This window comes from Mesorhizobium sp. CNPSo 4688 (genome assembly GCF_057784295.1).
In genome coordinates, this window is record NZ_JBWLUY010000020.1 from 57,174 (window position 1) to 70,293 (window position 13,120).

The 13,120-nt window shown below is 63.6% G+C and carries 7 protein-coding genes; all 7 read left to right on the forward strand.

The features are described 5' to 3' along the window. Nucleotides 1-48: 48 nt before the first annotated feature. Nucleotides 49-2,511, forward strand: coding sequence for a glycogen/starch/alpha-glucan phosphorylase (locus AC04SH_RS29015; RefSeq protein WP_488577568.1), 2,463 nt, complete (start codon nucleotides 49-51; stop codon nucleotides 2,509-2,511). 77 nt (nucleotides 2,512-2,588) lie between these two features. After that, on the forward strand, nucleotides 2,589-4,802 hold the full coding sequence (glgB, locus tag AC04SH_RS29020) for a 1,4-alpha-glucan branching protein GlgB (protein WP_488577569.1): 2,214 nt from the start codon (nucleotides 2,589-2,591) through the stop codon (nucleotides 4,800-4,802). Between the two features lie 49 nt (nucleotides 4,803-4,851). Beyond that, nucleotides 4,852-6,117 carry a glucose-1-phosphate adenylyltransferase gene (gene glgC / locus AC04SH_RS29025; protein ID WP_192256465.1) on the forward strand — a complete coding sequence of 422 codons (1,266 nt, stop codon included), beginning with the start codon at nucleotides 4,852-4,854 and terminating at the stop codon, nucleotides 6,115-6,117. Nucleotides 6,118-6,195: 78 nt separating this feature from the next. After that, a complete protein-coding gene (gene glgA / locus AC04SH_RS29030) occupies nucleotides 6,196-7,641 on the forward strand; it encodes a glycogen synthase GlgA (protein ID WP_488577570.1) in 1,446 nt (481 codons plus the stop codon). 3 nt (nucleotides 7,642-7,644) lie between these two features. Then, a complete protein-coding gene (locus AC04SH_RS29035) occupies nucleotides 7,645-9,273 on the forward strand; it encodes an alpha-D-glucose phosphate-specific phosphoglucomutase (RefSeq protein ID WP_488577571.1) in 1,629 nt (542 codons plus the stop codon). 157 nt (nucleotides 9,274-9,430) lie between these two features. Continuing rightward, nucleotides 9,431-11,431: a glycogen debranching protein GlgX gene (gene glgX / locus AC04SH_RS29040; protein WP_488577572.1), complete on the forward strand. Its 2,001-nt coding sequence runs from the start codon at nucleotides 9,431-9,433 to the stop codon at nucleotides 11,429-11,431. Further along, on the forward strand, nucleotides 11,431-13,068 hold the full coding sequence (gene bglA / locus AC04SH_RS29045) for a beta-galactosidase BglA (protein ID WP_488577573.1): 1,638 nt from the start codon (nucleotides 11,431-11,433) through the stop codon (nucleotides 13,066-13,068). The genes glgX and bglA overlap by 1 nt, the downstream gene beginning before the upstream one ends. The last annotated feature ends 52 nt before the right edge of the window (nucleotides 13,069-13,120 follow it).

Genomic DNA, 13,120 nt, shown 5'->3' on the forward strand with positions numbered 1-13,120 from the left:
ACTGACAGCGAAAGCCGGTATGATCGCAGCACGATCACGAGAGGCAGTATGACGCGAACAATGACAGCCAAAGCCCCTGTTCTCGAAATCCCCGATCCCAAGACGCTCGCCGACGAAGTGTTGTTGGCCCTCAAATACCGCGTCGGCAAGGGCACCTCCGTCGCCACCCAATATGATTGGCTGACAGCCTCGATCAAGGTCGTGCGCGACCGCATCGTCGATCACTGGATGCAGGCGACGCAGGAAGCCTACGCCCAGCAGGAAAAGCGCGTCTACTATCTGTCGCTGGAATTCCTCATCGGCCGGCTGATGCGCGATGCCTTCTCCAATCTCGGCCTGATGGACAATATGCGCGAAGCGCTGAAGTCGCTCGGCGTCGACCTCGACCTCATCGCCGGGCTCGAGCCGGACGCAGCGCTTGGCAATGGCGGTCTCGGCCGGCTCGCCGCCTGCTTCATGGAAAGCATGGCCACCGTCGACATTCCCGCCCATGGCTACGGCATCCGCTACGCCAACGGCATGTTCCGCCAGGAAATCCATGACGGCTGGCAGGTCGAACTGCCCGAGACCTGGCTCGACCACGGCAACCCCTGGGAATTCGAACGCCGCGAGCGCGCCTTCGAGGTCGGCTTCGGCGGCTCGGTGGAATCGATCACCTCCAAGGACGGAAGGCTCGAACGCCACGTCTGGAAGCCGACCGAGCATGTCCAGGCCGTCGCCTACGACACGCCGGTGGTCGGCTGGCGGGCCAACCGTGTCAACACGCTGCGGCTGTGGTCCGGCATGCCGATCGATCCGATCCTGCTCGACAAGTTCAACGCCGGCGACCACATCGGCGCGCTTGCCGAAAGCAACAAGGCCGATGCCTTGTCGCGCGTGCTCTATCCCGCCGATTCCCACAAGGCCGGCCAGGAACTCAGGCTCCGCCAGGAGTATTTCTTCTCCACCGCCTCGCTGCAAGACATCGTCCAGCGCCATCTCAGCCAGTATGGTGATCTTGTCTCGCTGCCCGACAAGGCGGCGATCCATCTCAACGACACCCATCCGGCGATTGCCGTGGCGGAGCTGATGCGCCTGCTGATGGACGTCCACGGCATGGATTTCGACCAGGCCTGGGACATCACCAAGCGCACCTTCGGCTACACCAACCACACGCTGCTGCCCGAGGCCCTGGAAAGCTGGCCGGTGCCGCTGTTCGAGCGGCTTTTGCCGCGCCACATGCAGATCGTCTACGCCATCAATGCACAGGTGCTGCTCGAAGCCCGCGCCACCAACCAGTTCTCGGGCGAGCAGATCAGCCGCATCTCGCTGATCCAGGAAGCCGGCGACCGCCGCGTGCGCATGGGCAACCTCGCCTTTGTCGGCTCGCACTCGATCAATGGCGTGTCGGCGCTGCACACCGAGCTGATGAAGGAGACGGTGTTTGCCGATCTCCACAAGCTCTATCCCGACCGCATCAACAACAAGACCAACGGCATTACGCCGCGGCGCTGGCTGATCCAGTGCAATCCGGGGCTGACCGCGCTTACCCGCGAGGTGATCGGCGACCGCTTCCTCGACAATATCGACGCCATCAAGGGGCTCGATGCCTTTGCCGACGACGCCGCCTTCCGCGACAAGTTCGCCGCCGTCAAGCGCTCCAACAAGGTCAAGCTCGCCAATCTCGTCGCCGACCGGCTCGGCATCAAGGTCGATCCATCGGCGCTGTTCGACATCCAGGTCAAGCGCATCCACGAATACAAGCGCCAGCTGCTCAACATCCTGGAGGCCATCGCGCTTTACGACCAGATCCGCTCGCATCCCGAACGCGACTGGATGCCACGCGTGAAGTTCTTTGGCGGCAAGGCCGCACCGAGCTACCACAACGCCAAGCTTATCATCAAACTGGCCAATGACGTCGCCAAGGTCATCAACAGCGACCCGTCGGTACGCGGCCTGCTGAAAGTGGTGTTCGTGCCGAACTACAATGTCAGCCTGGCCGAGGTGATGATGCCGGCCGCCGACCTGTCCGAACAGATCTCGACCGCCGGCATGGAAGCGTCGGGCACCGGCAACATGAAGTTCGCGCTGAACGGCGCCTTGACCATCGGCACGCTTGACGGCGCCAATGTCGAGATCAAGGAGTGCGTCGGCGACGACAACATCTTTATCTTCGGCCTGACCACGGCCGAGGTCGCCGAGCGGCGCAGCAATGGCTACAACCCGCGCGCCGTGATCGAAGGATCGCCGGAACTGGCGCAGGCTGTCGCCGCCGTCTCGTCGGGCGTGTTCTCGCCCGACGAGCCGGATCGCTACCGCGAGCTGATCGATGGTCTCTACAACACCGACTGGTTCATGGTTGCGGCCGATTTCGACGCCTATGCCGCCACCCAGCGCGATGTCGACGCCGTCTGGCGCAACAGTCCCGACTGGTACGCACGCGCAATCCGCAACGTTGCCCGCGTCGGCTGGTTCTCTTCCGATCGCACCATCCGCCAATATGCGAAAGAAATCTGGAACGTACCCGCCTGATATGATTGCATGAGGCCACGAACAATGGGTCTTATGCACAAGAACAAGAACTGGCTCCCCGGGAGGGAAATCGGCTGATGAGGAAACCGCGCGTGACCGCTGCGACAAGCGGGCCGGACGGGCTGGCACCAGCCGGCGATGTCGCGGCGATTGTTGCCGGTACGCATGGCGATCCCTTCGCGGTTCTGGGTGTGCATGAAGCCGGCAAGGGCTTCGTCGCCCGCTGCTTCGTGCCCAATGCCGAGTTCGTCACCGCCTATACGCTGACCGGCAAGGAGGTTGGCGAACTCTCACGCCGCGACGACGCCGGTTTCTTCGAGGGCAAGGTTTCGATCCGCAAACGCCAGCCGCTGCGCTATCACGCCAAAAATGCCGGCGGCGACTGGTGGCTGACCGATCCCTATTCCTTCGGCCCGGTGCTCGGCCCGATGGATGACTATTATATCGCCCAAGGATCTCATCTCAGGCTGTTCGACAAGCTCGGCGCCCATCTCATCGACCATGAAGGCGCGTCGGGCGTGCATTTCGCCGTCTGGGCGCCCAATGCGCGGCGTGTATCGGTCGTAGGCGATTTCAACGAATGGGACGGCCGCCGGCACACGATGCGCGACCGCCGCGACACCGGCATCTGGGAATTGTTCATTCCCGACATCGGCGCCGGACGGCCCTACAAATACGAGATCATCGCTCCCGATGGCGTACGCCTGCCGCTCAAAGCCGATCCGTTCGCCTTCAAATCCGAACTGCGCCCGGCCACCGCTTCGGTGACGGCGGTGCCGCCGGCGCATGAATGGGGCGACGATGCGCACCGCAGCTACTGGCGCAAGGCCGATCCCCGGCGCGAAGCCATATCGATCTATGAGGTCCATGCCGGTTCGTGGCAGCAGCACGACGACGGCAGCTTCCTGTCATGGGACGAACTCGCCGACCAGCTGATCCCCTATGCCGTCGAAACCGGCTTCACCCACATCGAATTCCTGCCGATCTCCGAACATCCCTATGACCCGTCCTGGGGTTATCAGACAACCGGACTTTATGCCCCATCGGCGCGCTTTGGCGACCCGGACGGCTTCGCCCGTTTCGTCGACGGTGCGCACCGCGCCGGCGTCGGCGTCATCCTCGACTGGGTGCCGGCGCATTTCCCGGTCGACGCGCATGGCCTGGCCAATTTCGACGGCACCGCGCTCTATGAGCATGCCGATCCGCGCAAGGGTTTCCATCCCGACTGGAACACCGCAATCTACAATTTCGGCCGCCGCGAGGTGGTGTCGTTCCTGGTCAACAATGCGCTGTTCTGGGCCGAGAAATACCATGTCGACGGTTTGCGCGTCGATGCGGTCGCGTCGATGCTCTACCTCGATTATTCGCGCAAGGCCGGCGAATGGATCCCCAACGAGAAGGGCGGCCGCGAAAACCTCGAGGCGGTCTCCTTCCTGCAGAAGATGAACAAGGAGCTTTACGGCCATCATCCCGGCGTGATGACCATCGCCGAGGAATCGACCTCATGGCCAAAGGTCTCGGCACCGGTGCATGAAGGCGGACTGGGCTTCGGCTTCAAGTGGAACATGGGCTTCATGCACGACACGCTGGAGTATTTCGCCAAGGAGCCGATTTTCCGCAAGCACCATCACAACGACCTGACCTTCGGCCTGACCTACGCCTTTTCAGAGAACTTCGTGCTTCCGCTCTCCCATGACGAGGTCGTGCACGGCAAAGGCACGCTGCTCGGCAAGATGGCCGGCGACGACTGGCAGAAGTTCGCGACTTTGCGTGCCTTTTACGCCTTCATGTGGGGCTATCCCGGCAAGAAGCTGTTGTTCATGGGCCAGGAATTCGCCCAGCGCCGCGAATGGAGCGAGGCGCGCGCGCTCGACTGGAACCTGCTCGACTTCCGCCCGCATCGCGGCGTCTGGCAGACGGTGCGCGACCTCAACTATCTCTACCGCTCGCGCCCGGCGCTGCATGCGCGCGACTGCGAGCCGGACGGTTTTTCCTGGCTGATCGTCGACGACAAGGAAAACTCGGTCTTCGCCTGGCTGCGCAGCGCGCCCGACGGCAACCCGATCGCCGTCATTTCCAACTTCACGCCGGTGCCGCGCGACAATTATCGCGTGCCGTTGCCGGAGGTCGGCAAATGGCGCGAAATCATCAACACCGACGCTTCGGACTATGGTGGTTCGGGCAAGGGCAATGGCGGTGTGGTCGAGGCCAGGGCGGAGGGAGGAGGCATTTCGGCGACGATGCTTTTGCCGCCGCTGTCGACGATCATGTTGGAACTCGTTGCGGACTAAGGCCGTCGACTGAGCGATGCTCCAGACTGGTAATTTGGGAGGGTAACAAATGGCAGACTTGAAGAGAACCCAGCCGCTGGCGCGCGATGCCATGGCCTATGTGCTGGCCGGCGGCCGCGGCAGCCGGCTCAAGGAATTGACCGACCGGCGCGCCAAGCCCGCTGTCTATTTCGGCGGCAAGACGCGCATCATCGATTTCGCGCTGTCCAATGCGCTCAATTCCGGCATTCGCCGCCTCGGCGTCGCCACCCAGTACAAGGCGCATTCGCTGATCCGCCACCTGCAGCGCGGCTGGAACTTCCTGCGCCCGGAGCGAAACGAAAGCTTCGACATCCTGCCGGCCAGCCAGCGTGTCTCGGAAACGCAATGGTATGAGGGCACCGCCGACGCCGTCTACCAGAACATCGACATCATCGAGGCCTATGGCCCCGAATACATGGTCATCCTCGCCGGCGACCACATCTACAAGATGGACTACGAGCTGATGCTGCGCCAGCACGTCGACGCCAATGCCGACGTCACCGTCGGCTGCCTCGAAGTGCCGCGCATGGAGGCGACCGGTTTTGGCGTCATGCATGTCGACGGCAAGGACAACATCATCGCCTTCGTCGAAAAGCCCGCCGATCCGCCCGGCATTCCCGACAAGCCGGAATTCGCCCTGGCCTCGATGGGCATCTATGTTTTCAAGACCAAGTTCCTGATGGAACAGCTGCGCCGCGATGCGGCCGAGCCGGGCTCCAGCCGCGACTTCGGCAAGGACATCATCCCCTACATCGTCCAGCACGGTAAGGCGATCGCGCATCGCTTCGCCAAATCCTGCGTGCGCTCGACCGCCGAGAACGAGGCCTACTGGCGCGATGTCGGCACCGTCGACGCCTATTGGGAAGCCAATATCGACCTGACCGACGTGACGCCGGAACTCGACCTTTACGACCGCGACTGGCCGATCTGGACCTATGCCGAATTGAAGCCGCCGGCAAAGTTCGTTCATGATGAGGAAGGCCGCCGCGGTTCGGCTGTCTCCTCGCTGGTGTCGGGCGACTGCATTGTCTCAGGCGCTTCGCTGAAGAAGAGCCTGATCTTCACCGGCGCACGCATCAACTCCTATTCGACGCTGGAAGAAGTTGTCATGCTGCCCGACGTTCATGTTGGCCGGAACGCAAAGTTGAAGCGCGTCGTCATCGACCACGGTGTAAGGATACCGGAAGGGTTGGTGGTTGGCGAAGACCCCGCTCTCGACGCCAAGCGTTTCCGCGTTTCGGAAAAAGGTATCTGCCTGGTCACGCAGGACATGATCGACAAGCTGAAGCTATGAAGCAATTCCAGGAAAAGTGTGAAACGGTTTTCCGTCCGGAATTGCGCAAAACAAAGAGTTAGACAGGATCAGAAACGCATGCAGGTTCTGTCGGTCACGCCCGAAATCTTCCCGCTGATCAAGACCGGCGGACTTGCCGACGTGACCGGCGCACTGCCGATCGCCCTTGCCGCCAAGGGCATGACGATGCGCACGCTCATTCCCGGCTTTCCGCAGGTGATGGACGCCTTCAAGAAAAAGAAGGCCGTCTACCAGTACCCGTTGCTGCAGGGCGGCAAGGCTTCGGTCCATGCCGTGCAGATCGCCGGGCTCGACCTGTTCGTGCTCGACGCGCCGCATCTCTACGACCGTCCCGGCGGCCCCTACGGCAATGCCGCAGGCGCCGACTGGCCCGACAACTGGCGGCGCTTCGCCGCGTTGAGCCAGGTCGGCGGCGACATCGCCGGCGGCGCCATCTCCGGTTACCAGCCGGATCTCGTCCACGCCCATGACTGGCAGTCGGCGATGACGCTGGCCTATATGCGCTACGGCAAGGCGGTCGGCGTGCCGTCGCTGATCACCGTGCACAACCTTGCCTTCCAGGGCCAGTTTGGCGCCGGCATTTTTGGCGAACTCGGCCTGCCGGCGGTGGCGATGGCGCTCGATGGCGTCGAGTATTATGGCGGCGTCGGCTTCCTCAAGGCCGGCCTGCAGGCCGCCTGGGCGATCACCACGGTCAGTCCCACCTATGCCCAGGAGATCCGCTCGCCCGAATTCGGCATGGGCCTCGACGGCCTGATCAACATGCGCGCGACCGATCTCTACGGCATCGTCAACGGCATCGATGTCGACATCTGGAACCCTCAGACCGACAAGCATCTGGTGTCGGCCTTTTCCGCGCAGACGCTGAACGCTCGTCTTCCCAACCGGGCGGTTGTCGAGGAGCGTTTCAGCCTCGAGCATGACGACAGCCCGATCGTCTGCGTCATCAGCCGGCTGACCTGGCAAAAGGGCATGGACATATTGGCTGCGGTGGTCGACGGCGTCGCCGCCACCGGCGCCCGGCTGGCGATCCTCGGCTCGGGTGACGCCGGCCTCGAAGGCGCGCTGCTTGCCGCCGCCGCCCGCCATCGCGGCCGCGTCGGCGTCGTCGTCGGTTACGACGAGGGCTTGTCCCACATCATGCAGGGCGGCTGCGACGCCATCGTCATCCCGTCGCGCTTCGAGCCTTGCGGGCTGACTCAACTTTACGGCCTGCGCTATGGCTGCGTGCCCGTCGTCGCCCGCACGGGCGGCCTTGCCGACACCATCATCGACGCCAACGAAGCCGCGATCTCGGCAGGTGTAGCCACCGGTTTCCAGTTCGCGCCCAACAATGGCGGCGCCATGCTGCACGCCATCCGCCGGCTGGTCGACGCGCATGCGAGCCCGGCCGTCTGGGAACAGATCCAGCGCCAGGGCATGAAAGCCGATGTCTCCTGGGACAAGAGCGCCGACAAATACGTTGAACTCTACCGCCTGTTGCTTTCGAAAAGGGTTGCCTGAAGCATGATCCGAACCGTTCCAACCAAACCCTATCTTGACCAGAAACCCGGCACGTCCGGCCTGCGCAAGAAGGTGCCTGTCTTCCAGCAGGAGCACTATGCCGAGAATTTCATCCAGTCGATCTTCGACGCGCTCGATGGCTTCAAGGGCAAGACGCTGGTGATCGGCGGCGACGGCCGCTTCTACAACCGCGAGGTTATCCAGAAAGCGATCGCCATGGCTGCGGCCAACGGCTTCGGCAAGGTGATGGTCGGGCAGGGCGGCATATTGTCGACGCCGGCCGCCTCGCATGTCATCCGCAAATACAAGACCTTCGGCGGCATCATTCTGTCGGCCAGCCACAATCCGGGCGGCCCGCATGAGGATTTCGGCATCAAGTACAATGCCGGCAATGGCGGTCCGGCGCCGGAAAAGCTCACCGACGCGATCTTCGAAAAGACCAAGACGATTTCGAGTTTCAAGATCGCCGATATCGCTGAGATCGACATAGACAAGATCGGCACCGTCGAGGCCGGCGGCATGACGGTGGAGGTGATCGACCCGGTCACCGACTATGCCGAGCTGATGGAAAGCCTGTTCGATTTCGACGCCATCCGCGCCAATTTCAAATACGGATTTCGCATGCGCTTCGACGCCATGCATGCGGTCACCGGTCCCTATGCCAAGGAGATCCTCGAGCGCCGGCTTGGCGCTGAGAACGGGACCTGCCGCAACTACAAGCCGCTGCCGGATTTCGGTGGCCATCACCCTGACCCCAACCTGGTCCACGCCAAGCATCTCTATGACGAGATGATGGGTCCGGACGCGCCGGATTTCGGCGCCGCCTCCGATGGTGACGGCGACCGAAATTTGATCATCGGCAAGGGCATCTTCGTCACCCCGTCGGATTCGGTGGCGATGCTTGCCGCCAATGCGCAACTGGCGCCGGGCTACAAGGACGGTCTCAAAGGCATCGCCCGCTCGATGCCGACCAGCGGCGCTGCCGACCGCGTCGCCGAAAAGCTCGGTATCGGCATTTACGAAACGCCGACCGGCTGGAAGTTCTTCGGCAATCTGCTCGACGCCGGCATGGCAACGATCTGCGGCGAGGAAAGTGCCGGCACCGGCTCCAACCATGTCCGCGAGAAGGACGGGCTGTGGGCAGTGCTGTTGTGGCTCAACATCCTGGCGGTGCGCGGCGAGAGCGCCAAGCAGGTGGTCACCGAGCACTGGGCGACCTATGGCCGCAACTACTATTCGCGCCACGACTATGAAGAGGTCGAGACCGAACGCGCCAATGCCCTGGTCGACGAGTTGCGCGCCAAGCTCGCCTCGCTGCCAGGCACCAGCGTGCGCGGCATGAAGATCGCCAGTGCCGACGACTTCGCCTATCACGATCCGGTCGACGGTTCGGTGAGCAAGAACCAGGGCATTCGTATCCTGTTCGAAGGCGGCTCGCGCGTCGTCTTCCGCCTCTCCGGCACCGGCACTTCGGGCGCTACACTGCGCGTCTACATCGAGCGCTATGAGCCCGACAGGGCGAGGCACGATCTCGACACGCAAGAGGCGCTTGCCGACCTGATTGCCGCGGCGGATGACATTGCCGGCATCAAGAGCCACACCGGCCGCAACAAGCCGAGCGTGATTACTTGAGAGTGGTGCTTGCCTTACCCTCCCCCTTGTGGGGAGGGTCGATCCGCGCAGCGGATCGGGGTGGGGGTGCTCGTAGAGTTTTTTCCCTGCGCCGACCCCCACCCCGCTCTCTTCGTTCGCGACCCTCCCCACAAGGGGGAGGGTGGAGGACGCGCCCATGACCACACTCGGCGCAACCATCACCCGCGATGGTATCCGCTTCGTCGCCTGGTCGTCGTCGGCACGACGTCTTTGGGTGTCGATCTTCGACGACACCGGCACCTGCGAGATCGACCGGCTTGAGCTTCAGCCGGAAGGCGAGGGCGTTTTTGCCTTGTCAGTCGCCGGCCCTGCCGGCGGCACCCGCTACGGCTTTCGCGCCGATGGCGACTACGCGCCGGAACGCGGCCTGTGGTTCGATCCGGAAAAACTGCTGACCGATCCCTACGCGATCGAAATCGACCGGCCCTATCAGCATCACTGGCGGCTCGCCGCCCGGCGCAACGAAGGCGCCGATACCGCGTCGCTGATGCCCAAGACCGTCGCCCGCGCGCTGCCAAAGCCCCAGCCGGCCAAGCCGCCGCTGTTCCAACCCGGCGGCCTGATCTACGAGCTCAATGTCCGTTCCTTCACCAGGCTGCACCCGGACGTGGCGGAAGCCCAGCGCGGCACCATTGCGGCGCTTGCCCACCCGGCCATCATTGAACACCTCAAAAAGATCGGCGTCTCCGCCGTCGAGCTGATGCCCATCACCGCCTCGATCGACGAACGCCATCTGCCGCCGCTCGGCTTGAGCAATGCCTGGGGCTACAACCCCGTCACCTTCATGGCCCTCGATCCGCGCCTGGCGCCGGGCGGGTTGGCCGAATTGCGCGACACGGTAGCGGCCCTGCGCAAGGCCGGGATCGGCACCATCCTCGATCTCGTCTTCAACCACACCGGCGAGAGCGACCGGCTCGGGCCGACGCTTTCGCTGCGTGGCCTCGACGCGCAGGCCTATTACCGGCACGAACCGGATGGCAGGCTGGTCAACGACACCGGCACCGGAAACACTGTCGCCTGCGACCATCCGGTCGTTCGCGACATGGTGCTCGATACGCTCCGTCATTTCGTCCGCTACGCCGGCGTCGACGGTTTCCGCTTCGATTTGGCGCCGGTCCTCGGCCGCGTCGATGGCGTTTTCGATCCGGAAGCGCCCTTGCTTCAAGCCATTGCTGGCGACCCGATCCTTACCGATAGGGTGCTGATCGCCGAGCCCTGGGATATTGGCCCGAACGGCTATCAGCTGGGCAATTTCCGCCCGCCATATCTGGAATGGAACGACCGCTACCGCGACGACATCAGGCGCTTCTGGCGCGGCGATGCCGGCGCCGTCGGTGCGCTGGCAACAAGGCTCGCCGGCTCGTCCGATGTCTTCGCCAAAGAAGGGCTCAGCACCAGCCGCACGGTCAATTTCATCGCCGCGCATGACGGCATGGCTTTGGCCGACATCGTCGCCTATGAGGCCAAGCACAACCAGGCCAATGGCGAGAAGAACCGCGACGGCCACAATGAGAACCTGTCCTGGAACAATGGCGTCGAGGGCGAGACCTCCGACAAGGCGATTGCCGAGGCCCGTTCCGGTGACCGTCGCGCGCTGCTCGCCACCCTGTTTGCCTCTCGCGGTACGATCATGCTGACGGCGGGCGACGAATTCGGCCGCACGCAAAAGGGCAACAACAACGCCTACGCACAGGACAACGCCATCACCTGGCTCGACTGGGCCGGGCGCGACCTCGTGCTGGAAGCCCATGTGTCGGCGCTCGCGGCACTCCGCCGCGCGGTTTCAGCGCTTGCCGCCCCTCGCTTCCTGACCGGGGAGCCGCCGGCCGGGTCGGATGTACCCGATGTCGCCTGGCTGACCGAGACCGGCGCGCCGCTCGGCGAGGCCGACTGGAACGATGCCGCGCGCCATCGCCTCGTCATGCTGCTCGCCGATAGCGGGGACGGGCGCCTCGCCGTCATCGTCAATGGCGACCGCCGCCAATGCGTCTTCACGCTGCCTGTGCGGGAAGGGTTCCAATGGCAGCCGGCTATCGAAACGCAGGCGATCGACCTTGCGCGCCCGCTGCCCGGCCGCAGTGTGAATTTCATGATAGAGCGCCGGACCGCAAAGACGCGCACCAGGAAGGGTTCGTGATGGCCGATGGCAATACAGAGCAGGGGGCCGACTGGTGGCGCGGCTGCGTCATCTACCAGATCTACCCGCGCTCGTTCCAGGATACGACAGGCGACGGTAGCGGCGACCTCTCAGGCGTCACATCGCGGCTGGCGCACGTCGCCTCGCTCGGCGTCGACGCCGTCTGGCTGGCGCCCTTCTTCAAGTCGCCAATGGCCGACATGGGCTACGACGTATCGGACTATCAGGCGGTCGATCCGATGTTCGGCTCCCTGGAGGATTTCGACGCGTTGGTGGCCGAGGCGCACCGGCTCGGCCTGAAGGTGATCATCGACCAGGTGCTGTCGCATTCCTCCGACAAGCACGAATGGTTCGTCGAAAGCCGATCGAGCCGCGACAACCCCAAGGCCGATTGGTACGTCTGGGCCGACACCAGACCCGACGGCAACGCGCCCAACAACTGGTTGTCGGTTTTCGGTGGCCCGGCCTGGGAATGGGACGCGACCCGCCGGCAATACTACATGCACAATTTCCTGGCCTCGCAGCCGGACCTCAACTTCCACAATCCAGAGGTTCAGGACGCGCTGCTGGAGACGGTGCGGTTCTGGCTCGACCGGGGCGTCGACGGCTTCCGTCTGGATACGGTAAACTACTATGTCCATGACCGCTGGCTGCGCAGCAATCCGCCTTTGGCGTCGAGTGTCGCCGGCACCAATGGCGAAACCAACACCTATCTCTTCCAGGAACATCTGTTCGACAAGACGCAAGCCGAGAACCTCGATTTCCTCCGGCGCTTTCGCTCTCTGCTCGACGAGTATGACGGCCGCGCCAGTGTCGGCGAGGTCGGCGACGAAAGCCGTTCGCTGCAGACGCTGGCCGCCTACACCTCCGGCGGCGACAAGCTCAACATGTGCTACACATTCGACCTGCTCGGCGCGCAATTCTCGTCTGCCCATGTGCGCGGCTGCGTCGAGGCGTTTGAAACAGCGGTTGCCGATGGCTGGGTCTGCTGGGCGTTTTCCAACCACGATGTCGTGCGCCATGTCAGCCGCTGGACGCGGCCAGGCGGCGATCCGGATGCGGTGGCGAAATTCTCGATCGCTCTGCTCGCCTGCCTGCGCGGATCGATCTGCCTCTATCAAGGCGAGGAGCTTGGGCTGCAGGAGGCGGAACTGACCTTCGAGGATCTGCGTGATCCCTTTGGCATCCGCTTCTGGCCGACGGTCAAGGGCAGGGACGGCTGCCGCACGCCGATGGTCTGGGAAGCGGGCGCCGACAATGCCGGTTTTTCCTCGGCCAGGCCCTGGCTGCCGGTGCCTGCAAGCCAGCGCGCCCGGGCGGTCGACGTCCAGAATGGCGACGAAAATTCCGTGCTCGCCCGCTACCGGACGATGCTGGCCTTGCGCAAGGCGTATCCGGCTCTGGTCAAGGGTCCGATCCGTTTTCTCGATACCGAGGGCGATGTCCTTGCCTTCATCAGGCAGGGCGAGGGCGAGACATTGCTCTGCGTCTTCAATTTCGCCGACGAGCCGGCCGACTGGCCACTGCCGCCGGACTTCGGGTCCGTCGTGGCGATAGCTCCGGGTGGCGGTGCGGTCCTACAGGAGGAGGGGCTGTCGCTACCGGCGCTGGGCTGGTTTGTCGGACGAACCGGCTAGAGCGTTTCACCGTTTCACGGAAACGGCGAACCGCTCTATCTCTTTGTTTTTA